We start from the raw sequence: 23,405 nt of genomic DNA on the forward strand, positions 1-23,405 counted from the left end.
AAAAAGAATGAAAATTATCTTGAATTTACAGCAATAACTACTTATAATTAAAATAAGAGGTAAAAAATGTATTGAAGAAATGAAATAGCAGGAAGTGATTTTACAATATGTTTCAGAAACAAACAATGATATTTCTATGAAACAAATTAACTAATATAGATAAAATTTTTCAAATATTTTAAATACGAAAGGAACAAACAATGAAAACGACTGTGAGAAAAATCGCTACAGCAGCAGGCGTATCTCCTGCAACAGTATCTAGATATTTTAATGGTAATCAAAAATTGAACAGTGATACTATAGAAAAGATTGAAATAGTACTGCAAGACATGGAATACAGCCCTAAAATGAAGAAAATTAAATCAAGCAATTTAATCGGTGTTTTACTTCCGCACTTGCGCTATGGATTCTATGGTGATGCTCTTAGAGAGTTGATTGAACAAGCTGAAAACTATAATTTTAGCCTTGTTATTATTCCAACCAACCAAGAGAACAGCTATAGTTACAAAGATATTGTTGAAAAACATAATTTCAGAGGAATTATTTATTTTGAAGAAGAGATAGACAAAGACATCCTTAACTTTATGGAGGAAAGAGGCATTAGGACAGTGATGTGCGGCGGAGCAGCCCTTAATCATAGTTCTGATATGGTTCATGTTAATGATATGGCAGCGGCCTATGAGGGAACGAAATATCTGATTAAGCTTGGTCATAGAGATATTATGTTTATTTCAGATCATATACAAAACATTAGTGCAGGATTTCAAAGGATGACAGGAAGCAAAAGAGCAATGGAGGAAAGCTCCTTGAAGTTTGAAGAAGAAGCTATTAGCTATGGCCCTGTTACATATGAAGCTGGATATGAAGCAACAAAAAGATTTTTAGACAAGGGAAAGAAGTTTACAGCAATATTTGCTTATAGCGATGAACTGGCAATGGGGGCAATGGCTGCATTATTTGATGCAGGAATTCGCGTACCCGAAGAGGTTTCGGTGCTTGGTTTTGATGATTTGCAGATTGCATCTAGAATAAGACCTGCACTTACAACTATTCATCAGCCAATGAAAAGCTTTATAACCAAAACCTTAGAATTATTTTTAGAAGAAGGAAAGATTGATAATGTAGAAATATCACTTCCATTTTGTATAAAGGAAAGAGGAAGCTGCATGGAAATAAATAGAGAAGCTGCAGAGATAGAATCAAATAGGCTTTAATGTATTACGATATGACTCAAAATATGTATGAGGGAGGAGTGCTGACTAGTATAAAATAAAACTAAATTTATCAAAGTTTACATGAAGTGAAAAGGGGGAAATTTTATGTGGAAAAAATTATCAGTAGCAGCTATTTGCTTATGCATGACAATGTCTGCAATAGGCTGCAGCAAACAGGATAAGGCTGTAAACAACGGCAAACAGAACAATCCGGTTAATATTAGCCTTGTGATGTGGGATGAAGTACAAAAACCTGTAATTCAGCAGTCAATTGACAAGTTTAATAAGGCACATGAAGGAAAGATAATTGCAACTATAGAGCAGGTTCCATGGAACAACTACTGGACAAAGCTAGATGCTTCCTTGCAAACTAAAGAATCAGCCGATGTAATGTGGATGAATGTTTATTTGACCAAGTATGCAGATGCAGGAGTTGTAAAGCCTCTTGATGAATACATAGCTAAAGATAAATTAGATATGGGGCAGTATGTTGAAGGTCGTGTAAACGCTTTCAAGTTAGGAGGAAAACAATATGCCCTGCCTAAAGGTCTTGATAGCGTCTTTGTAGCTTATAACAAGGAGATATTTGAGCGCTATGGCGTTGAACAGCCTAAAAAGGGATGGACTTGGGATGATATGAAAAATACTGCAGCTCAGCTTCGAGACAAGATTAGCAAAGCTGGAGGAAGCGAGTATCCAATTGTTATGGAATTAGACGGACAACCATCTTGGCTGAATTTTGTAAAACAAAATGGTGGTTATTATGTTAGTGATGATGGTAAGAAAACCGGTATGGGCTTGGATGCATCAGTAGGTGCAATTCAGAATATGGTAGATTTAATGAGCAATAAGCTTATGGCGTCATATAAAGTGCTTTCTGAGACAAAGGGTACGGATCTTTTCTTATCTGGTCAAGGAGCAATGGTATTCATAGGCTCATGGAAATCTTCTGTATTAGAAGGCTCCACAATTGGCAAAAACGGAAAGATAGGATTACTCCAAATGCCTTCTTTAAATGGAAGCAATTCTTCAGTATTAGGAGGACTTGGCTACTGTTTATCAGCATCAAGCAAAAATCCAGATGCAGCTTGGGAACTGATAAAGTATCTTACTTCAGAAGAATCCTTGAATAATGAAGCAGTTAATGGAATAGATATACCAGCCAATAAAAATGCACAAGCTGGATATTTGAAGAACTTTAAGAATATAGATGCCCAGGTAATATTAGACGCATCAAAAACCGGGTTCCCTTATCCAAGCAATGGCAATTTTGAATGGACTTCTTTTGTAGACGATGCAGTGCAAAAGGCACTTTCTGGGGTTGTGACGACAAAACAAGCTTTACAGGAAGGTTCATCAAAAGCTCAGGAAGTTCTAGATAAATTGTACAAGAAATAGACTGTACTGTAAAATTTCACATTATCATGGGAAATAAAGATTAGTACAAATGTTTTATATACTGGTGCTAAGATAAAACTGCTTCATTGAATCTAACGAATGAAGCAGTTTTCACATAACAAAGTAAAGGAGTATATATTCATGGGCATAAAAAGGATTAAATATTCTTCAAGAAGGCTTAATGAAATAATTGCCGGATATTTATTTATCGCCCCAATGGCAATAGGGCTAGGAATCTTTTCAGGGTATGCCTTTTTTCAAAATATATATTTTAGCTTTAATAAGGTTGGAGCCTTTGGCAAACCAAAATTCATTGGACTTGAAAATTACATCAATGCATTTACGGATCCGGATTTCTTTTTAGCATTGAAAAACACCTTCTTTTATACTATTTTTGGGGTGCCTTTAGTCATTATATTTTCCGTTATAATAGCTCACCTGCTGAATAAGAAGATTAAAGGGCGTACGTTCTATAGAGTTTGTATCTTCGTACCAGCTATTACCATGCCTGCAGCTATCGGCATATTGTGGCGTTGGCTCTTAAATTATAAATTCGGCATTGTTAATTATTTGCTAGAGAAGGTTGGAATAACCTCAGTAGCTTGGCTCAGTGAACCGAAAACTGTAAAATGGGCAATCTTGATAGCCCTTGTTTGGTCAATGGTAAGTTATTATGTAATTATAATGTTAGGCGGAATGCAGTCTATCGATCCATCATATTATGAGGCGGCAATAGTAGACGGAGCCGGTCCTGTCCAATTGTTTTTTAAAGTAACTATACCATTATTAACTCCAATTATTTTCTTTTCTACAATAATGTCAGCAATAGGAATTCTGCAGATCTTTGACTTCATATTTTTAATGATACAAAGAAATTCCATTGCTTATCAGTATTCTATAAGCGTAGTAACCTATTTCTATGAGTTAGCATTTGTTAAAAACCTGCGTGGATACGCTTCAGCAATATCCATCATCTTATGCAGTATTATAATGATTTTCACTAGCGCACAATTATATTTCCAAAAGTATTGGGTAAATTATGACAACTAAAAACCTCGGTTTTGTTTCAGAAAGTATGTAGAAATGAAATTGTTATAGATAGGAGTATGACAATAGAATGAAAATAAAAAAGTTAAATAAAAGCAGCTTGTTAGTTGGCCTTTCCCTTGCTGTATTCTCATTCATCATGGTAGGGCCGTTTATTTGGATGTTCATTACCTCTGTAAAAACCTATGAAGAAACCATTCGTATTCCAATGCAAATACTGCCAAAGGCAATAAAATGGATAAACTATAAAATTGTATTCGAGAAGTTCCCTTTTATTATTTTATATTTAAATACATTTTTAGTGACCATAGCAACAGTAGCTGGGCAGCTGATTATTGTTTCACTAGCAGCTTATGCATTTTCAAGATTGAATTTTCCAGGAAGAGATATTATATTTCTGTTAATGTTGGGCTTTATGATGGTTCCTGGACAAATCTTTATTATCCCACGCTTTAATTTAATGGTTAATCTCGGCATTACAAATACTTTGACTGCTCTAGTTCTTCCAAGCATTTTCAGCGTCTTTGGGGTTTTTATGATGAAACAGTTTTTTTCAACCATTCCAAAGGAGCTTGATGAAGCAGCTCTTATAGACGGCTGCGGATACTTTAGAATATTTTGGAATATACTGCTTCCACTTACAAAACCGGGCTTGGTTTCATTGGGGATTATGATTATGCTCAGCACCTGGAAAGAGCTCATGTGGCCAATTATAGTTAATAGAAATATTGAAAAGATGACACTTTCAGCAGGTCTTGCAATGCTTATAGGTGAACATACAACTTACTATGAGCAGGTAATGGCTGGAGCTGTAATATCTGTACTGCCCATGGTTATCATATTTGTAATATTTCAGAAGCAATTTGTTGCCGGCATTGCGAGAAGCGGCTTGAAAGGTTAGAAATTGTATTGTGTAGGTAGATTATAAAAAAGGAGTGTGATTTATATGTATTTTAAATATTCAATCAATGATTGTCACATACATCTCTTTGATTCAAAGGACATTGACAAGTGTGTGGACATGATTGATTATTGCGGTTTTACAAACTGGACACATTTAGCATGTACAGTTGTTCCAATAAATAAAGCGTTGACTCAGAATCTTTTAGGTGCGCTGCTGAAGCTTCAAGAAGGTGGAAGATGTCAAGCCTTTGCATCTTTTCATTATTTCAACGGAAAGGTTCCTAATGCAGATGAACTTCTGCGCCAGATTAAATGGTTTGATGAAGCTGGGTTTGATGGAATCAAAATGCTGGATGGGAAGCCAACTATAAGAAAGATGCTTGACATACCACTAGATGATGAAAGCTATGATAAGATGTTTGATTACGCTGAAAAAAGGCAGATACCAATAATGTATCATATAAATGATCCTATTGAGTTCTGGTACCGTGATAGAATGCCTAACTGGGCTGTTGCAAGCGGTAATTTTTATGGAGATGGAAGCTATCCGCATAAATACGAAATTGATGAGGAGACCTTTAGATTTTTAAGAAAGCATCCTAAATTGAAGATTTGCATACCACATTTCTTCTTTATATCTGATCAATATGGATTATGCAGCGAAATGTTAGACAGATATGCTAATCTTTATTTTGATATTACACCAGGTTGGGAAATGTTTGAAAACTTTGCAAAAGACCTTGAACTATGGAGGCAATTCTTTATAAACAATGCTCATAAGATATTATTTGGAAGCGATACTTTCTCTGACCATTGGATGGAAACCATTGCTTGCTTAAGAAGAGTAATGGAGACTAAAGAGGAGTTTGTCGCATTTGAAGAAAACTGCATAGGCTTAGATTTGCCGGAAGAAGCCTTAAGACAGATTTATTATGAAAACTATTATAAGTTTGTTGGAAGAACCAATAAAAAGATAAATGTAGACGCTGTTTTAGAGTATGCTGATACACTATACAACTTAGTTCAGGATGGACCTGACAAGCAAGAAGTAATTGATGAGATAAATTATCTTAAACAGGAAATTGCAAAATTTAAATAAGAAGCAGCATATCATAACGAAAGGTATTGGTGAAAATATGAAGCTTTGTGTATTGGGAGGGGGAGGCGCTCGAAGTGTTTTCCTGACAAAATCGCTGGTTAAAAGCGCTGAAGAAATCAAAGTCGACCATATTGTTTTGATGGATAATAATGAACAAAAACTAATGAAATACGGGGCTCTTTCAAAGGGAATTGCAGCAAAAATAAACCCTTCTATCCAGTTTGATATTACGATAGATGCAAGAGAGGCTCTTAAAAATGCCGACTACATTATAACTACTCTTCGTGTTGGCGGTGATGAAGCTAGAAGGTTCGATGAAGAGGCTTGTCTTAAGCTTGGAGTACTTGGGCAGGAAACAACAGGAGCCGGCGGTTTTGCAATGGCAATAAGGAGTGTGCCTGTGCTGATTGAATACTGTAAGTTAGCAAAGGAGGTGGCAAATCCCACACATTTGATATTTAATTTTACAAATCCAAGCGGTATAGTTACTCAAGCTCTTCGAAGCTCTGGATTCTCTAATGTATATGGAATTTGCGACGCACCTAGCGGCTTTATTAAGCAGCTGGAAGAAGTACTAGGCGTAGGTAGCGATGGATTAAGCATTGAGTGCTATGGACTTAATCATCTATCCTGGTTTAGAAATGCCTCTGCAAATGGGAAAGCTGTTCAGTATGATTTATTGATGAAGCCAGAAACTTATAAGAATACTGAACTTCGTCTCTTTGATTATGACATGTGCAGCTTGAACGGAAACTGTATGCTGAATGAGTATTTATACTTTTATTACAGCAGGGAAAAATCCTTGAAGCTTATAAAGCAAGCAGAGCATCCTCGAGGAGAAATGATTTACTATATAAATAAGGAATTGGAAGAAGAACTTGAAAAGGTTGATATACAATTGGAGCTTGAAAAAGCATTTAATCTGTATATGAATTCCTATGCTAAAAGAGAAAATGCCTATTTTTCAGTTGAAAGCGGAAGCGAACGTCCGCATTCCTGGAAGGTGCCTACAATAGATGAGTTTATTGATAAGCCTGATGAGGGTGGTTATGCTGCAGTAGCTCTTAAGTTTATAAAGGCAGTAACTAATGGTAATAAAACACAAATGGTGCTTTCTGTGCCAAATGAAGAAGCAATCGATGGATTGGCTCCTGATGACGTAGTGGAAATTACGTGCACTATTGACAAGCAAGGTGCGCATCCCATAAATATCGGTATTATAGATGAGTTCCAACTGCTTCAGATAAAGCGTATTAAATATTTTGAACGCTGTACAATTAAAGCCATACTGGAAGGAGACAGGGATTCAGCTGTTAAAGGGTTGTACATTCATCCTCTTGTAAATGATATGGAAGTAGCAAGAGAATTAGCTGATATATTTTTTAAAAAATATTCTATTTACATGGAAAATATAAGTATAAGCTGATATATTACGGGCTTATAACTTTATAATGGAAGGCAAGTGGAGATTATGTATGATTTTAAAACCTTTGGACAAATGAATCTTGATGTGATATTTAAAGGGTTTCCCCACATGCCAGAAGCTGGGGAGGAGGTATTTGCAAAGCAATTTGATCTCCAGCTTGGCGGTGGGCCAATGCTTTATCCTATACTTTTGAATAATCTTGGATTTAAAACAAAACTTGGAACCTTTCTCTCTGACAATGAAGCAAGCAGCCTATGCATAAATCTGATGGAGAGAATAGGATTTAAAGACTATGAAAATTTTAATAAGCGAGAAGCAAACCCCGTTGTTGTAACAGGAGTGTTTTCACTGGAACATGATAGAAGCTTTGTATCCTATAATCGCTTTATTAATGAATCAAAGCTTTCAGAGGAAGAAGTGTATGAATTTTTAAAGGATGCCAGGGTTATATCAGCCCCAATAGGGCATTTAGGGGCATTAAAAAGGCTGCACCATGAGGGTAGAAAAGTTGTTTTTGATGTTGGATGGAGTGACTCTCTTTGTGTGGAGAACTTAAAGCCTATTCTTCAATTTGTTGATATATTTAGTCCAAATGATAGAGAAGCAATGAAAATGACAGGTAAAGAAACGCCTGAAGCGGCTCTTTTGGTGCTAAAGAACTATACAGAAGCGCCAATTGTTACAATGGGTGAAAAGGGCTGTATTTACTACGATAATGGAGTAAAAAGCATACCCACGGTTTCTAATATGAAAAGCGTTGATACCACAGGCGCTGGGGATAACTTTATTGCTGGCGTTGTTTATGGTTTGCTTAAGGAATATTCATTATGCGATTGTATAAAACTGGGCAATGTCTTTGCAGGCTACTCCACAACAAAAATAGGCTGCTACGGCGCTATGATTACTAAAGAAATTATTGATTGCTATTTCAGACCTGATATATAAAGCATAAGGCATAAGCAAAAAACTAAAATATTGTGAAAGGTATAGGAAAAATGCGATTTAAGGAAAGCGCAGCAAGATATGAAGACTATATAATTGAATTAAGACGACATTTTCACAGAAATCCTGAACTATCTTTCAAAGAAGTCAGCACCTCTGAAGTTGTTTGCAAGCAGCTGGAGAAAATGAAAATACCTTATGTATGCTTGGAAGAAAATTGTGTTGTAGGATTAATTGAAGGGAATGAGGCAGGCAAAAGCCTCGCTATTCGTGCAGATATGGATGCCCTGCCAATTGAAGAAGAGACGGGACTATCATTTGCATCTCAGACAAAAGGCATAATGCATGCTTGCGGTCATGATGGACACACGGCTATGCTTTTAGGTGCTGCTGCAATGATTAATGAAGTGAAGGAGGAACTTGAAGGAAAAGTTTATCTTTGTTTTCAGTCCGCAGAAGAAATATGGGGCGGTGCAAAGGTTGTTATAGACTACCTTGAAAGACAAGGCGGTGTTGATGAGGCGATATCTGCCCACCTATGGGCAGATATTGAATCGGGAAATATCTCTGTTGTAAAGGGTGCACGTATGGCAAGTGCGGATGGATTTGAAATTGAAGTAATGGGCCGTGGAGGGCACGGCTCAAGACCTGATCAGTGTATTGACCCTATAAGGGCGGCCTCCAATATTGTATTAGGTATTACCTCCATACCAACTAACCGGTATAAAGCTACTGAGCCCCTTGTGGTTCATGTTGGAGCAATTAATGCTGGATCCTTAGGCAATATTATTCCTAAAAGTGCCAAGATTCTAGGCGGAATCCGAAGCTTCTCACAAGAAGGAAAGACCGCAGCTTGGAGCTTAATTCATGAAATCGCTGAAAATGGTGCAAAAATGTATGGAGCAGAAGCAAAAGTAACTATATTGGGAGGTGTTCCTTCTGTAGTTAATCATAGTGAGTCAGTTGAGCGTGCACAGCGTGTAATAGACATGATTGATGTGTTGAAACAGGATGACTATGAACCTATTTGCGCTTCTGAAAATTTCGGAATGTATATGGAAAAGTATAAAGGGTTCATGGCGTTTATTGGTATCAGGAACAAGAATAAAGGCCTTATTTATCCTCAGCATCATCCGAAGTTTGATATAGATGAAGCTGTATTAAAAGAAGGAGCAAGGTTTTTTGCGGAATACGCGTATAATTTCTTAGATGGAAACAGCCAGTTATAGCAAGATTATTTTCTGTTCATGTATAAAATATAGCAAAAACTTCTGAAAATATAATTATATATTCAGAAGTTTTTTGCTTAGTTAAAGGAGATGATCTTCATGGGTTTTTTTCAAAGTCAGGAAACACTTACAGCAGTTCAATGGGCTTTACGTGCTATGGTTGGGTTTTTCTTTTTAGTTATTGTTGCAAAGGTATTAGGCCAGCGTTCAATCTCGCAGCTAAGGCTACTTGATTTCGTTGTTGCTTTAGTCATTGGCAATATGGTTGCCCACCCCTTATCCGATGAGCATCTCGGGATGGAGGGCTCTCTTATTTGTACAGCTGTCATTGTAGCTTTATATCTTGGTGGTATCTTTATGATACTTAGATGGCCAAGATTTAGAAGATTGCTTAATCAAAAGCCTGTCATTCTCGTCCAGAATGGAGAGATACTTGATAAAGGCTTGAAAAAAGCAAGGATATCTATTGACATTTTATTGGAGGAGTTAAGGGAGCAAAAGGTAAAGGATGTAAAGACAGTAGCTATAGCCTTTTGGGAAGCAGACGGGAAAATTTCATTTTTTCTTGACCCTAGATATGAAAATGTGACAAACGAAGCTCTGCAGATTAAAACAGAGCCTTTGGATTTTCCAAGAATAGTTATCAAGGAGGGCATAATAAATTATAAGGAGTTAAAACAAATCGGTAAGGACGAAGTGTGGGTCGTTTCAAATGTAAAAAGATTGTATCATACTGAGGTGAAAAATGTTCTATTAGCTAGCCTTGATAGAAGAGGCAATATGACTGTATTCTTGTATAAGTAAAATATTTTATAAAAATAAAATTAATGTAAGAGCCAGCAGGCTCTTTTGCTTTATCAAATACCCTGCATCCCTCGCAGAGAAAAAAGTTAACTTTTTATATTTATAAATTTTTAAAAAGTTAAAAAGTTAACTTTTTATGTTGCGAGAGAAAGAGGTCATGGCTATTTAAAAATAAAAACCTTTCTAATCAAATTCTAATGTTTCATTAATTATTGTCTAACTATTGCTGCTTATAATAAAAACATAAGGTTAAGGAAAATAAATTATAAGAGAGAGGTAATAGAAAATGACAGTAAGAATGGGAAATATCGATGAACTTATTAAAAGAACAAACGTAAGCTACGAGGCAGCAAAGGAAGCACTTGAAAAGTGCAATGACGATTTGCTGGAGGCAATTATTTATCTTGAGAAAAACAATATGGCTAAGCCAAAGGAAACTTCAGAGAACAAGGAATCCTTGTGGGATAAGTTTAAGAAGCTTGTTAGAAAAGGAAACAATACAAAGTTTATAATTAGCAAGAAGGATGTTTCAATATTAAGCATACCAGTTACTTTGGCAGTTGTTATTACAGTGATTGCTCCTTATGTAACCTTCTTTGGTTTAATAGTTGCTCTATTTACTGGACACAGAATCAAGTTTGAAGGCAAGGATATGGAGTGCGGCAAGGTAAATGAGATGATGAATAAGGTGGCTGAGAGTGTGGATTCTGCTAAGAGAAAGATTAGTGAGGACTCCAGTAGTACAACAGACGCACAATAATCTAATAATGCTTTATTAAAAAATCAGGGCTGATTAACCTATCAGCCCTGATTTTTCTATTGATATATCGTAGTTTGGTATTTTGCTTTAGCTGGTGCAATTTTTTATATTGGGTTAGAGCTTTTTCATTAATTTTTGTTAAGAAAAGAAGGAGTACATTACTGTTTGTAGGATCATGACAATATACTAGGTAAATGATAAGTTACAACATTAGATTTAGGATATAGAATGGTGAATAGTACCATAAATAAGTGCGGTTTTTAGAGATATGTTTTCTGCACAGGATCCAAGTGGAGTGTGCAGTGTTTATAAGGTGAGAAATAGCACATGTGAAAAAACATAATAAAAATCTATAAATAACAATATGAATAAAAAACTGACTTAAAAGAATATTGGAAATATTGCAAAGAGTAAAAAATATAATATATAATCAAAGTGAGTGCTAAAATTATCAAATATTTTTTGTTGCAGCACAAATCCTATGGTAATGAAAGGATTGAGAAACTATGAATAAGACAAGCTATACTTCAATTGAGGAGCAAGTACATATGCCATTACTTGAAGCAATAAGCATTGGTAAGGATGGAAATGTTATTTCATATGTTAAAAGGACTTCTGATCTAGCTGAAAATGTATATAGAAATCATGTATGGGTTTATGAAGTAGATGGTCAAAAGCATTATCCCGTCACAACAGGCAAATGTGAAAGCAGTAGCCCTACATGGGCTCCAGATAAGAACTATTTAGCCTATATAACAGAGAATGGTGAAAAAGAAAAGCTCCGAAAGCAAATTATTTTGAAAACCTTTGACGAGTTCAATGGAATTCAGATTACAAATTCTAAAGAAGGTGTAAACAACTTTATCTGGTCTCCTGATGGCAAGGGTATATACTATACCACTACGGAAGCTGGTTCGGAGGAGTTAAAAAAACGTAAAGAGACTTATGGAGAATTTGAATATGTTGATAAAGAATATAAAAATGATTATTTATGCTATGTAGGAATAGATGAGGCAATTAAATCATTCAAAGAACTAAATAATAAGAAAAAAGGTGAAAATGAAGAATCCAAGGATGTTGAAGAGGAGATAACAAATCCGAGGGATTTTAGTATAAGGGGTTTCCAAATATCACCGGATGGGAAAAAAGCTGCACTTATATGTACTCCAACAGGAGATATAAGAGATGAAGAAACAAATGTATACCTATTGAATATCTCAACTAAAAAGTTTACAAAACTCAATCTTACTGGAATTTTTAGTTCAAATATTGCATTTTCACCAGATGGAAACAAGATTGTATTTGCTAAAACTCCAAGAGGTTCAGAATGTTATAAATGGAAGGTTTGGGAAGATACCGTTTTAGAGATATATGATCTTGAAAAGGAAAAAACCTTAATGAGGTTATCTGAATTTGACAGAAGTGTTACACCTATTAAATGGACAAGTAAAGGAATCCTTGTAACCTGGCAGGATCGAGCCAACTATCGAATCGGAATGATTTCTGAAAAGGGTGAAATATCTTCAATTTATAGTAAGGATGAGTGTTATATAGCCGATGCAGATAGTACCTCTGACGGTGAAAATATAGCTTATATTAAAATAGAAAAAAATAAGGCAGCTGAGGTTTACGTAAACGAAGTACAAGTAACCAATGAAAGCAGGGTATACGAGAATAAAATACTGAGTAAAAAAGAACTTCTAATCTGGAGCACCAAGGATGGTCTTGAGATAGAAGGGGTTTTATCGAAACCACATGATTATGATTCCAATAAAAAGTATCCACTTTTGGTAGTTATACATGGTGGACCAACATGGGCATCATTTCCAATTCATAATATGAATAAACTCTACCCAATTGAGCAGTTTGTAGAGAGAGGCTTTATTGTTCTTGAGCCCAATTACAGAGGAAGCTCAGGTTATGGGGGCAAGTTCCTGACTTGCAATTTTAGAATGCTCGGGGTAGGAGACTATGAGGATGTTATTTCTGGAGTAGATTATCTAATAGAAAAGGACATAATAGATAGCGAAAGAGTTGGAGTAATGGGTTGGAGTCAGGGGGGATACATCTCAGCCTTCTGCGCAACTTTTAGCAATCGATTCAAAGCAGTCTCTGTAGGAGCAGGAATAAGCAACTGGATTACCTACTATGTAAATACTGACATTACAACATTTACTAGATCATATCTAGGAGCAACACCATGGAATGATCCAGAAATATATGCAAAAACTTCTCCTATGACCTATTTAAAAACTGCTTGCACACCAACCCTTATACAACATGGCGATAGTGATAAGAGGGTACCTGTTCCAAATGCATATGAACTCTTCCGAGGACTACAAGACTTAGAAGTGGAAAGTGAACTTGTAGTATTTAAAGGAATGGGGCACAGTCCTAATAAACCTGGACTTCATAAAGTAATAATGGAACAAAATCTTGAATGGTTTGTAAAGCATGTTTAATATGAATGGATGGAGTATAAAGAGGACGGTTAATAACTATCAGCTATTTTAAGCTATAGTGGGAGGATTATATGGGGATAGAGAAAATGAGTGATTTTTTTACCGCTCGTGTGGAAGGTTATGACGAGCATATGCTCAATGAGGTAGAGGGCTGCAGAGAGGCTTATATAAAGCTTGCGGAGTTATTGCCAAAGGATACAGCTGAGCTATTGGATTTAGGCTGTGGTACAGGACTGGAGCTTGATGAAATTTTTAAAATAAATCCCACTGTAAGAGTAACTGGTATAGATTTAACAGAGGCAATGCTTGATAAGCTTAAGCAGAAGCATCCTGATAAGAATCTTACACTTATTAATGCAAGTTACTTTAACTATGATTTTGGAATTTATAAGTATGATGCTGCAGTATCCTTTCAGACTATGCATCATTTTTCCCATAAGGATAAGCTTGATTTGTACTCAAAGCTATGTGACTCATTAAAGGATGGAGCTCAGTACATTGAATGTGATTATATGGTGGAAAATCAGGAAGAGGAAGACTTTTACTACAGAGAAAACAGAAGAATAAGAGAGGAGCAGGGCATAGGACAGGGTGAGTTTTATCATTATGACACTCCCTGCACCATTGATAACCAGATAAAGCTGCTGGTAGAATCCGGGTTTAAAACTGCTAAAATGGTTTGGAGAGTTGAAAATACTACTATAATAATTGCACAGAAATAATAAGAACTTTTAAGCGAGGTAATAGATGATATTTGAAAAATTAAACGAAAAACATTTAGAAGATGCGGTGAGGCAGCCAGAGATTTGGATAAGCCTTTGAATATTGAGATTAATAAAGATTATTCCTACGAAGAAATACCCTTTAGTGAAGCTGGCTGCTTATTACCCTTGGCAAACCGCTTGGTTAGGCATCTTGGAGGAAGCCCAACTTATTTTCCATGTGTTGATTTTTCTGAGGAAAGCTTTCTTGCTAGATGTACTAGAAAGCAGTCGCGCATATTTGTTGCCAAAAATATGGACGAGATTATAGGCTATCTTGAAATTATAAAGGATGGAGAAACTTTTATTTCAGAAGAAGCGGATATGCTAAATGTTTGTGGAGTGTATTTAAAGGAAGAATATCGTGGGAAAAATATACTTCAGAGCCTGCTTTCCTTTGTGCTTGAAGCCTTAAAGAAGGAAGGGAAAAAACGTTTGGGAGTAGATTGCGAGACTCTAAATCCTACTGCCTTAAGATTTTGGGGTAAGCATTTTGATAATTATACCTACAGCTTTGTAAGAAGAATTGATGAAAGAATTCTAAAATAATTCAAAAGAGAAATACATAAAATATATTCTAAAAAGATTTTGAAATAACCTTGACTCTTACCTTAGAGGAGGGCTTATGATTATTCATGAGGTGAGGAATTATGCTATACACGGTGAAAGAAGTTTCAGAGTTAACAGGAGTTACAATAAAAACACTCTATCATTATCATAAAATTGGATTGCTCAAGCCCTATGAGATAACAGATGCCGGCTATCGTCTCTATGGGGCAAAAGAACTTGAACTTTTGCAGCAAATATTATTCTACCGTGAGCTTGATTTTTCACTGAAGGATATTATTAAGGCACTTGAGGATGAACCGAATCGATTAGAGTGTTTAGATAAACAACAGAAGCTGCTCTTTGCGCGCAAGCAGAGACTGGATTGTTTGCTAAAAACTATAGATAAATCGATTGTCCTTGGAAAGAAAGGAGAAGTTATGGATAAATCTAAAATGTTTAACGGACTTAATAAAGAAGAGTGGGAAGGTGCACTTTCTGAGCAGAGTGAATATCTTAAGGATAAATACGATTATAACATGCCAGAGGTTGAGGAAGCTCAATTGGATAATATGAATGAACAAGCTGAAGAAGCGCAGAAGTTTATGGATTATATAAAAGCTGCTCTTAAAGGTGGAAAGAAGCCTAATGATGAGGACATACAAGAAGCCTTGAAAAATCATATTGCATTTTTAAGCAGTCATGGTCATAACCTTGATGCGGGGACATTTGCAGCACAGACAAAGTTTTTTATAGAAGATGATTTTCATAGAAGTATGCTTGAAAACCAGCAGGTTGGACTTTCTTACTACCTTTATACAGCCGCAGAAATGTATGCAGCTTTAAATAAAGTCAGTAAGTAAGGTTTTAAAAGTGATATAAGTAAAACAATAAGAGGCAAGCTGTAGCTTGCCTCTTATTGTTTAAATTGATTAGTATTGTTACTTATTTCATAAGCTAGTATTAGGAGGAAGTTTATTCTGTATAATTTTATATTTTAAATTTACATATAAATATAACAGGCTTAGAATTAATATTAGGAGTTGATTTAGTGAACGAAAAATCAATGTTAAAAATGAAAAAATCCGTACTTATTTCCATACCAGTTCTTTTCATTATTAGCGGACCAATGCACTTTTTGTTTGAGCTATTAGGTGAGGCTCCTATCATCGGGGCGATTGTTCCAGTTAGTGAAAGTCCTTGGGAGCATCTTAAGCTGGTGTTTTATCCAATTCTTTTCTGGTGGCTTATATTTTATGCAAGAGGCAGAAAACAGGAGGACTTTTCAAAAGAGAAGTGGATTGCAGCTGCTTTTGCCGCAGTGCTATCAGCAGTACTAACTATTTTTTTCATCTTTTATTCCTATACAGGAGCCTTTGCGGTAGAGTTCCTGGCTTTTGATATTTTCTCATCCTTATTTGCTACAGCGGTAGGTCAGTGTTTGGCATATCATATTTTCAAGTATTCTAAGCCGACCAAACCTGCTGCAGTTATAGCATTTTTAGGAGTTGCAGTACTCCTGGTTATGTTTGTTGCCTTTACCTATAACACTCCGCATGTACCTCTATTTTTAGATAGAAATACTGGAGGCTATGGTATATAGGATATAGCCTCCAGCCGTAAAACAACACTATATGCTGGAATTGGCTTATTTGAATAAAAAATAGTTATTGAATTACATTCAGGTTAGTATACAGGGGTTGTTTTTTAATGGTAAACTATTATATACAATTACTTAGATAGAAAAGGATTGATTTTTATGAAAAATTCAAGAAACCCTAATACTAATCATCCACCAGCTGCATCATATGTACATTAGTTGGTGACTTTGATGCTTGGGCATGTAAAGAGGTTAAATAATACTATGTTTCACTTGTAAAGCTAAAGAATAGCTCTAACTCAAAATGAAAGACCATCAATGAGATGATGGTCTTTCACAATTATGAGTCCGTAGAAATTTAGAGTTATTAATATGTTATAGACAGAAGAATGTAATAAAAAGAAAAGAGGTGGATTTTAGTGAGAGTTTAGCTATTGCTATGCACTCTCTCGCTAAAGATAATATATGTTTAGCATTATGATTGTTGAAGATAATGAGCAGCTTCAAAATGAGATAGGAAATTTATTAACCCGCAGTGGGTATCGCATTATGAAAACTATGGAGTTTGACAAAATACCTAAGCTTGTGAAGGAGAGTAATCCACATTTAATCCTATTGGATATTAACCTGCCCCAAGATGATGGATTTAAGATATGTACAGAAATACGTAGTTTTTCAACAGTACCAATTATATTTATTACAAGCAGGGATACAAATGTAGATGAACTTATGAGCATAACCTTAGGAGGAGACGACTTTATTACAAAGCCATATAATGCTCAAATTCTCCTGGCAAGAATAAATTCGCTGTTAAAGAGGGCATACCCTGATGAAAAGGCAGGAGACTTTATAGAATATAACGGAGTTAAATTAAACATACTGTCCAGCAAAGTTGAATATAGGAATAAAGAAATAGAACTTACCAAAAATGAACTTAAAATACTTCATTACCTATTGATTAATAAGGGAAAGATAGTATCAAGAGTAGACATTATGGAATATTTATGGGACAGTGCTTTGTTTGTAAATGACAATACTCTTACAGTAAATATAACAAGACTTAGAAATAAGTTTGAGGATGTTGGAATCAGCGAATTTATAAAGACTAAAAGAGGACAAGGATATATAGTATGAATTTAGGGGATTATTTGAATGAAAGAATAAAAGGTATTTTTTTAAATTTTATAGCATTAATCACCCTAAGTACATTTCTTTTTAGTGTGGGAAATACCTTTGATACTATAATTACTATTGCAGTAACTTGGACTTTGATATATACAGCATTTTTAACATATGAGTATAGAAGAAGAAAGTTATATTACGATGATATTTTAAAAACTTCAGAAAAACTGGACAAAAAATATTTGATGGGAGAAATAATCGACAAGCCTCCATTTATAGATGCAGTTCCGTACTACAATTTAATTAAGAAAGCCGGCAAATCCATGCTTGAAGAAGTAAATAAGATTAAGGCTTCCCGCAATGAATATAAGGAATATATCGAGCAGTGGATACATGAGGTTAAGACACCTATATCCGCTATTAAACTTATAGAAGAAAATAATAGGACAAGTACTTCAAGAACTGTACTGGAGGAGCTTGAAAATATAGACAGATATGTTGAGCAGGCATTATTCTATGCCAGGAGCGAGGAAACCCAGAAGGACTATCTTATAAAAGAAATTTCGCTGGAACAGTGTGTCAATAAGATACTCATTAGAAATAAACATATGTTCATTCTTAATAATATAGATGTAAATTTAGTAGAGCTTAATAAGAGTGTATACTGCGACAGTAAGTGGCTGGAGTTTATAATCAATCAAATAATAGTTAATGCAGTAAAGTATAGAAGAAGCCAGCTTCCCATGGTTAAGATTTACTCAAAGGATATTAAGAATGGTATACAGCTTATTATTGAAGATAACGGAATAGGAATACCCGATAATGAAATCAGCCGTGTATTTGATAAGGGCTTTACAGGAAGCAAAGGACGGCAAAATCACAAGTCTACAGGAATTGGCCTGTATCTTTGCAAAAAGCTTTGTGATAAATTAGGTTTATTAATAGCAGCAGACTCAAAAGAAAACTTTTATACAAAAGTAATAATTACTTTTCCTAAAGGTAACTTTTGCAAGGATGGAGCCATATAGGCTCTTTTTTGCGGTCTTGAGACTTTAATACAACATGCTAAGCTTTAAAGTTGGATATCTTTAAGTGACAAAGTTGTAACTATAAAGTAAGGTTAAATCGAATCAAGCAGAGAAGAAATTGTGTACAATATAACTGAGGTGAGGGTATTGGATAAGATACTAGATATAAAAAATGTAGAAAAGTACTATGGAAACAAAGGAAATGTGGTTAAGGCTATTGACGATATGAGCTTTCAAGTATTCAAGGGAGAGTTTGTTGGGGTTATGGGGCCCTCTGGTTCAGGTAAAACAACTTTATTAAATATCATATCTACAATTGATGAAGTAAGCTCAGGATATATTCATATAGACGGCAATGATTTAACGAAAATTAATCAAAAGGATATTGCAAAGTTTAGAAGGGAAAACCTAGGTTTCATCTTTCAGGATTTTAACCTGTTGGATACTCTGACAATTCATGAGAACATAGCTTTGGCACTCACAATTAACAGGCATAAAAAGCAGGACATAGACAGCAAGGTAAAGGCTGCAGCTGCAGAATTAGGTATAGAGGATATTCTTCAAAAGTACCCCTATGAGGTTTCAGGAGGGCAGAAGCAGAGATGTGCCTGTGCCAGAGCCTTAATTACAAATCCAAAGCTTATTTTGGCTGACGAGCCGACGGGTGCGTTGGACTCAAGGTCGGCTCAAATGCTTATAGAAATGATTTCGCATCTTAATAAGGAACTAGGAGCTACTATTCTAATGGTAACTCATGATTCCTTCACTGCAAGCTACTGTGACAGAATTTTGTTTATTAAGGACGGCAAGATATTTACAGAGCTTATAAAGGGACAAAACACCCGAAAGCAATTTTTTAATCAGATTCTGGATGTGGTGGCGCTCTTAGGGGGTGATGTGAGAGATGTACGCTAAACTGGCTTTAAGCAATGCAAGGCGGTCTATTAAGGATTATGTAATTTATTTTGTTACACTAATTATATGCGTCAGCTTGTTTTATGCCTTTATGTCATTATCAAGCTCACATTACGAATTAATAACAGAGGATTCCTATAATTTTGAATATCTTAAAATCATGATGAAATACACCACATATATTATAACAGGTTTGCTTATTGTGCTTATAGGTTATGTGAATAAATATATGATGAAGAGACGCAAAAGAGAATTTGCAACCTATATATTACTAGGCATTCCACAAAGAAATGTAGCCTTTATGTTTTTTATTGAGACCTTGGTAATGGGTATGGTCTCTATAGCTTTTGGAATATTTCTCGGAACCTTGTTTTCACAGCTGGTTACTGCTTTAATTCTTATGACTGCAGAACAAAAGATTATATTTTCCTTTAAGCTTTATATAGATACTGTCATAATAACCTTGTTGTTTTTTACTGCAATGTTTTGCATAATTGGGCTTATGAATGTAAGAACTTTAAGTAAGATTAAGTTGATTCATATGCTGAATGATGAAAAGAAAACTGAATTTCAGTTTAAGAGAGGTAAGCTAGTATATATTTGTGTATTTATTGCAGCAATTTTACTTTATATACTGTGTGGCTATTCTGTCCATAGAATTTTGCGGGTGGTGGGAAATCCTGAGTTAAAGCAAGGCAATGAAATGACATATTTTGGGCTGGCAATAACGGGCTTTATTGCAGGAACCTATGCACTGTTCTACTCCTTGGCTTATGTGCTAATTGTAGTTAAAGAAAGATGGATAAGGTTTAAGTATGAGTACACGAATTTATTTTTAATAGGAGCAGTAGTTTCAAAAATAAAGACAGCACCTATCCTAATGGCTACAATCTCTTTAACTTTCTTAGGTGCAGCCTTGAGCTTTGCTTTGACACTTTTATTGTCGCAGTGGAGTTTAGGCTATTTAGATAATAGAATTCCCTTTGATACAGTTGCAGCAAGCAAGCTAAATATTATGAGTAAGTCAGAAGATATATCTAAAATTGATTATAGTGGTTTAGTAAAGCATTTAAGCAGTGAAAATTATAATTTTAAGGATTATTGTGAGGTAGAACAATACTATATTTATGATAAAAAACTCTATAATACAGATATAAAAAATAAGCCGCTGTTTGCTATAGGTTTAAGTGATTATAACAAATTAAGAAAAATGCTTGGATATAGTGAAGTAAAGCTTAATGGTAATGAATTTACAACCCAGTGGCTGAAGCTTGTAGATGATAAGCTCATCAATGAGTATATAAGTGAAAATAAAGCTTTGAAAATAGAAGGCAAGGAGTTGAAGCTTAGCAGAGATCCATACTACAAAGATTCTATTGGAGAGTATATTTATAATTCTCGTGAGGGCGGTCTTGTAGTTTTGCCTGATGAGTGGTGTAAAAGCTTAGCCTTAGCAGCTAAGGACTTTTACGCTAATACAAATAAGAAGATGGCCTATGATGAGGCAGTAAAGCTTGAAAATGAGCTTATACCAAACTGGTTTACGAAAACTTACAGCAATATGCTTAGTGAGAAGGGTAAGAGTAGAGCTTTAATAATTAGATTGAAGGTAGCAGAGAGAAGTGAAGTGCTAAATGCTACCTTAGGTATGAGAATCCTTGGAATATATGGAGGTACTGTTTTACTCATGATAAGCTTAACAGTACTAGCACTGCAGCAGCTATCAGACTCTATTGAGCATAAAGCGAGATTTAGTACTTTAAGAAAGCTGGGAATAGATAATAAAGAGACAGGCAGAATAATTTTAAAGCAAATATCACTGTATTTTACAATGCCAATAATTGTTGCAGTCTTTGGCTTCTATATATTTTTAAATGCTTTTAAGACTGCAAGCAAAACGTTAATTGATATATACATCGGGAATAAGGCTTTTATGTTCAATATAGGTATAGCCTTAATACTAATTGTAGTTATTTATGCATGTTATTTTGCAGCTACCTATTATTCCTTTAAGCGGAATATTGAAAGTAGGTAGGATGCAGGCTTGCAGAAGGGGAGATGGAAGTCTGCGGTATATTGATTAAGGAAAACCGTACTGCAAATAAATGAAGACTATAGCTTTAGCCATTAGTAACACTTGGCTAAGGCTATTTTTGCGTAAAAAATGTATCGTAAGAAGAATTGTATGTTACAAAATATGGTATAATAAAATGATAATTAATATTTATGCGTTAAATTTAAATAAAACTAAATGGGGAGGTTGTAAAAATGAAAAAAGCTCTTATAGTTATTGATATACAAAAGGATTATTTTGAAAATGGGAAATTTCCATTATGGAATACTGAAAATACCTTAAATAATGTGGAAAAAGCTATTGAAAAAGCAAATACCAATAATATACCTGTAATTTTGATTCAGTACGTTGCAGAAGCTGGTTCCATATTTTTTAATGAAGGTACGGAAGGAGCAGAAATTCATCCAAGAATATTAAAGGCTGCTCAAAATGCAAAGAAAGTTGTAAAGAGATTTGCAGATAGCTTTCATCAGACAAACCTAGAGGAAGTATTATCGAAGCTTGGAGCAGAAGAAATTCTTATATGCGGAATGATGACACAAAACTGTGTTGTTTTCACCGCTATTTCTAAAGCGGCAGAAAAATATAGTGTAAAGATATTATCTGATTGCTGTACTACTGTAAGCAAGCCAATACATCTAATTGCACTCCGAGGAGTTTCAACTCGTGTAGAGCTATTAGATTATAACGAAGCTATTTGAAACATATAGCTTAATTTTCATGAAGGAGAATATATAAATGACTACAGATAACCAAAAGGAACCAAGGAAGAAGATATACAGAATAGGTGCTTGGATTTGTGCAGCTATTGCTCTTTTGTTTGTTTTTTATTTGGGTTACTATAAATATCAGCAAAACAAGCTTAAATTTCATCCTGAAGGCTTCTCTGTTCAAGTTAATAGTAAAGACCTTACTGCCTCAGGGAAAAAATGGCTGGAAGCATATACTGAGCGATATAGGGGAAAATACGTCCCTAAAAACCAAAAGGTAGTTGAACAATCTATTGATAACCTTGAAATTAAAGAAGCTAATGTGCTTCAGATTGATTTTTCCATTAAGGCAAAGAAATTAGATGAAAAAACCTCAGCTAACTGGAATGGTACTCTTGAAGAAAATAAAGTTAAATGCCAGTGGGTTCTATGGTTTAAGGTAGAAGAAAAGTCAGACGGAACCTTTATTTATACTGCAACCAGATTTCAAAGGCCAGCTGGCTACGACTTGGAAAAATATCAGACTAGCGGTCAAAAAGAAAGAGATGAGTATAAACAGAAGTATGAGGCTGAAACTCCCTATGAAAAACAGCAGTACACTTACAAAATAGAAAATAAAATTTGTTATGTAAGCTACGACGGGGGAACTACATGGAAGGAAGTTCCTGTACCACTAAAGGATTTGGTTGAAGTTGGAGACGGCAGAGCCTATTATAATAAGCTGCAGGAAAAAAGCTATGTGATTACCCCTGAGAAAACTGCCTTTGTCTACGGGGGCACTAGAGAAAAAGCTCTCATGATTACTTATTCAGAAGATAAGGGAAGCACTTGGAAAACGTCAGAAATAAGTAAAAACATAGATAGTATAAGAGTGAAGTTTTGCAGTTTTCCAAAGGTTAATGTGGGTTATGTAATTGCAACAAGTGGAAGAGCCATGTCTCAAGAAGGGCAAACAATCTTTAAAACAACAGATGGTGGCAGCACCTGGAAAGAAGCTGGAGTTGGACCTAGCTCATGGCTCCTACAGTCAGCAGGTTTTGTAGAGGAGAACCTTGGCTTTATGAGTTATCCTAAGGTGCAAGGAGGTAAAACTAATTTTTATAGAACAGAAGATGGGGGGAAAACCTTTGAACCCGTAATGCTGCCTGTGAACAAACAGGAATGGATGGGTTTAACCTCTGAACCGTTTATTCAGCCTCAAACTCCCTATATTGAAAACGGACAAATGTTTCTTCTAGTAGGACAGGGGGAGCAAGGCGATTTCAAGGGAGGCACTATAATGGCAAAATATAAGTCAGAGGATAAAGGAAAGACCTGGACCTTTGTAGAATTAGTGGAGCCGCCTTCAAAAGAAAGAGGATAATA

Annotated in this window: 21 protein-coding genes; all 21 read left to right on the forward strand. The window is 35.3% G+C overall.

Translation table 11 applies throughout. The features are described 5' to 3' along the window. Positions 1-200: 200 nt before the first annotated feature. The 21 genes from NBE98_RS17070 to NBE98_RS17170 all read left to right on the forward strand — a co-directional run bounded on the left by NBE98_RS17070 (position 201) and on the right by NBE98_RS17170 (position 23,403). Positions 201-1,214, forward strand: a complete 1,014-nt coding sequence (locus NBE98_RS17070; protein ID WP_250816220.1) for a LacI family DNA-binding transcriptional regulator — start codon at positions 201-203, stop codon at positions 1,212-1,214. Positions 1,215-1,319: 105 nt separating this feature from the next. Next, entirely contained in the window at positions 1,320-2,612 is a 1,293-nt protein-coding gene (locus NBE98_RS17075) for an ABC transporter substrate-binding protein (protein ID WP_250816221.1), read from the forward strand. A 141-nt stretch (positions 2,613-2,753) separates the two neighbouring features. After that, positions 2,754-3,662, forward strand: a complete 909-nt coding sequence (locus tag NBE98_RS17080; RefSeq protein ID WP_250816222.1) for a carbohydrate ABC transporter permease — start codon at positions 2,754-2,756, stop codon at positions 3,660-3,662. 67 nt (positions 3,663-3,729) lie between these two features. Then, on the forward strand, positions 3,730-4,560 hold the full coding sequence (locus tag NBE98_RS17085) for a carbohydrate ABC transporter permease (protein WP_250816223.1): 831 nt from the start codon (positions 3,730-3,732) through the stop codon (positions 4,558-4,560). 45 nt (positions 4,561-4,605) lie between these two features. Then, positions 4,606-5,661, forward strand: a complete 1,056-nt coding sequence (locus NBE98_RS17090; protein WP_250816224.1) for an amidohydrolase family protein — start codon at positions 4,606-4,608, stop codon at positions 5,659-5,661. A gap of 37 nt (positions 5,662-5,698) precedes the next feature. Further along, a complete protein-coding gene (locus NBE98_RS17095) occupies positions 5,699-7,087 on the forward strand; it encodes a family 4 glycosyl hydrolase (RefSeq protein ID WP_250816225.1) in 1,389 nt (462 codons plus the stop codon). A gap of 45 nt (positions 7,088-7,132) precedes the next feature. Beyond that, positions 7,133-8,032, forward strand: coding sequence for a carbohydrate kinase family protein (locus NBE98_RS17100; RefSeq protein ID WP_250816226.1), 900 nt, complete (start codon positions 7,133-7,135; stop codon positions 8,030-8,032). Between the two features lie 50 nt (positions 8,033-8,082). After that, positions 8,083-9,258, forward strand: coding sequence for a M20 metallopeptidase family protein (locus NBE98_RS17105; protein WP_250816227.1), 1,176 nt, complete (start codon positions 8,083-8,085; stop codon positions 9,256-9,258). Between the two features lie 99 nt (positions 9,259-9,357). Beyond that, positions 9,358-10,062: a DUF421 domain-containing protein gene (locus NBE98_RS17110; protein ID WP_250816228.1), complete on the forward strand. Its 705-nt coding sequence runs from the start codon at positions 9,358-9,360 to the stop codon at positions 10,060-10,062. A gap of 286 nt (positions 10,063-10,348) precedes the next feature. Further along, positions 10,349-10,822 carry a DUF4342 domain-containing protein gene (locus NBE98_RS17115; protein WP_250816229.1) on the forward strand — a complete coding sequence of 158 codons (474 nt, stop codon included), beginning with the start codon at positions 10,349-10,351 and terminating at the stop codon, positions 10,820-10,822. 506 nt (positions 10,823-11,328) lie between these two features. Further along, entirely contained in the window at positions 11,329-13,284 is a 1,956-nt protein-coding gene (locus NBE98_RS17120) for a S9 family peptidase (RefSeq protein ID WP_250816230.1), read from the forward strand. A 71-nt stretch (positions 13,285-13,355) separates the two neighbouring features. Then, positions 13,356-14,006, forward strand: coding sequence for a class I SAM-dependent methyltransferase (locus tag NBE98_RS17125; RefSeq protein WP_250816231.1), 651 nt, complete (start codon positions 13,356-13,358; stop codon positions 14,004-14,006). Positions 14,007-14,090: 84 nt separating this feature from the next. Next, a complete protein-coding gene (locus NBE98_RS17130) occupies positions 14,091-14,594 on the forward strand; it encodes a GNAT family N-acetyltransferase (RefSeq protein ID WP_250816232.1) in 504 nt (167 codons plus the stop codon). Between the two features lie 101 nt (positions 14,595-14,695). Next, a complete protein-coding gene (locus tag NBE98_RS17135; RefSeq protein WP_250816233.1) occupies positions 14,696-15,454 on the forward strand; it encodes a MerR family transcriptional regulator in 759 nt (252 codons plus the stop codon). A 188-nt stretch (positions 15,455-15,642) separates the two neighbouring features. Further along, the gene (locus NBE98_RS17140) at positions 15,643-16,194 is read left to right on the forward strand and encodes a DUF6512 family protein (protein WP_250816234.1); all 552 of its coding nucleotides are present in this window, start codon (positions 15,643-15,645) and stop codon (positions 16,192-16,194) included. A 462-nt stretch (positions 16,195-16,656) separates the two neighbouring features. Further along, positions 16,657-17,325 (forward strand): response regulator transcription factor, encoded by a 669-nt coding sequence (locus NBE98_RS17145; RefSeq protein ID WP_250816235.1) that lies wholly within the window; start codon positions 16,657-16,659, stop codon positions 17,323-17,325. Continuing rightward, positions 17,322-18,341 carry a sensor histidine kinase gene (locus tag NBE98_RS17150; protein WP_250816236.1) on the forward strand — a complete coding sequence of 340 codons (1,020 nt, stop codon included), beginning with the start codon at positions 17,322-17,324 and terminating at the stop codon, positions 18,339-18,341. Before NBE98_RS17145 ends, NBE98_RS17150 begins: the two co-directional genes overlap by 4 nt. A 147-nt stretch (positions 18,342-18,488) precedes the next feature. Continuing rightward, the gene (locus NBE98_RS17155; RefSeq protein WP_250816237.1) at positions 18,489-19,256 is read left to right on the forward strand and encodes an ABC transporter ATP-binding protein; all 768 of its coding nucleotides are present in this window, start codon (positions 18,489-18,491) and stop codon (positions 19,254-19,256) included. Then, entirely contained in the window at positions 19,246-21,291 is a 2,046-nt protein-coding gene (locus NBE98_RS17160; protein WP_250816238.1) for an ABC transporter permease, read from the forward strand. The genes NBE98_RS17155 and NBE98_RS17160 overlap by 11 nt, the downstream gene beginning before the upstream one ends. Positions 21,292-21,524: 233 nt before the next feature. Next, positions 21,525-22,031 carry a cysteine hydrolase family protein gene (locus NBE98_RS17165; RefSeq protein ID WP_250816239.1) on the forward strand — a complete coding sequence of 169 codons (507 nt, stop codon included), beginning with the start codon at positions 21,525-21,527 and terminating at the stop codon, positions 22,029-22,031. A gap of 37 nt (positions 22,032-22,068) precedes the next feature. After that, on the forward strand, positions 22,069-23,403 hold the full coding sequence (locus tag NBE98_RS17170) for a WD40/YVTN/BNR-like repeat-containing protein (protein WP_250816240.1): 1,335 nt from the start codon (positions 22,069-22,071) through the stop codon (positions 23,401-23,403). Positions 23,404-23,405: the final 2 nt, after the last annotated feature.

The sequence above is a fragment of the Clostridium swellfunianum genome (genome assembly GCF_023656515.1).
Lineage (GTDB): Bacteria > Bacillota > Clostridia > Clostridiales > Clostridiaceae > Clostridium_AT > Clostridium_AT swellfunianum.

Coding starts and splice junctions, on each gene's coding strand:
- NBE98_RS17100 (WP_250816226.1), top strand. CDS start 7,133: ATGTATGATTTTAAAACCTTTGGACAAATGAATCTTGATGTGATATTT.
- NBE98_RS17150 (WP_250816236.1), top strand. CDS start 17,322: ATGAATTTAGGGGATTATTTGAATGAAAGAATAAAAGGTATTTTTTTA.
- NBE98_RS17105 (WP_250816227.1), top strand. CDS start 8,083: ATGCGATTTAAGGAAAGCGCAGCAAGATATGAAGACTATATAATTGAA.
- NBE98_RS17085 (WP_250816223.1), top strand. CDS start 3,730: ATGAAAATAAAAAAGTTAAATAAAAGCAGCTTGTTAGTTGGCCTTTCC.
- NBE98_RS17115 (WP_250816229.1), top strand. CDS start 10,349: ATGACAGTAAGAATGGGAAATATCGATGAACTTATTAAAAGAACAAAC.
- NBE98_RS17090 (WP_250816224.1), top strand. CDS start 4,606: ATGTATTTTAAATATTCAATCAATGATTGTCACATACATCTCTTTGAT.
- NBE98_RS17120 (WP_250816230.1), top strand. CDS start 11,329: ATGAATAAGACAAGCTATACTTCAATTGAGGAGCAAGTACATATGCCA.
- NBE98_RS17110 (WP_250816228.1), top strand. CDS start 9,358: ATGGGTTTTTTTCAAAGTCAGGAAACACTTACAGCAGTTCAATGGGCT.
- NBE98_RS17070 (WP_250816220.1), top strand. CDS start 201: ATGAAAACGACTGTGAGAAAAATCGCTACAGCAGCAGGCGTATCTCCT.
- NBE98_RS17160 (WP_250816238.1), top strand. CDS start 19,246: ATGTACGCTAAACTGGCTTTAAGCAATGCAAGGCGGTCTATTAAGGAT.
- NBE98_RS17075 (WP_250816221.1), top strand. CDS start 1,320: ATGTGGAAAAAATTATCAGTAGCAGCTATTTGCTTATGCATGACAATG.
- NBE98_RS17145 (WP_250816235.1), top strand. CDS start 16,657: ATGTTTAGCATTATGATTGTTGAAGATAATGAGCAGCTTCAAAATGAG.
- NBE98_RS17080 (WP_250816222.1), top strand. CDS start 2,754: ATGGGCATAAAAAGGATTAAATATTCTTCAAGAAGGCTTAATGAAATA.
- NBE98_RS17135 (WP_250816233.1), top strand. CDS start 14,696: ATGCTATACACGGTGAAAGAAGTTTCAGAGTTAACAGGAGTTACAATA.
- NBE98_RS17095 (WP_250816225.1), top strand. CDS start 5,699: ATGAAGCTTTGTGTATTGGGAGGGGGAGGCGCTCGAAGTGTTTTCCTG.
- NBE98_RS17170 (WP_250816240.1), top strand. CDS start 22,069: ATGACTACAGATAACCAAAAGGAACCAAGGAAGAAGATATACAGAATA.
- NBE98_RS17125 (WP_250816231.1), top strand. CDS start 13,356: ATGGGGATAGAGAAAATGAGTGATTTTTTTACCGCTCGTGTGGAAGGT.
- NBE98_RS17165 (WP_250816239.1), top strand. CDS start 21,525: ATGAAAAAAGCTCTTATAGTTATTGATATACAAAAGGATTATTTTGAA.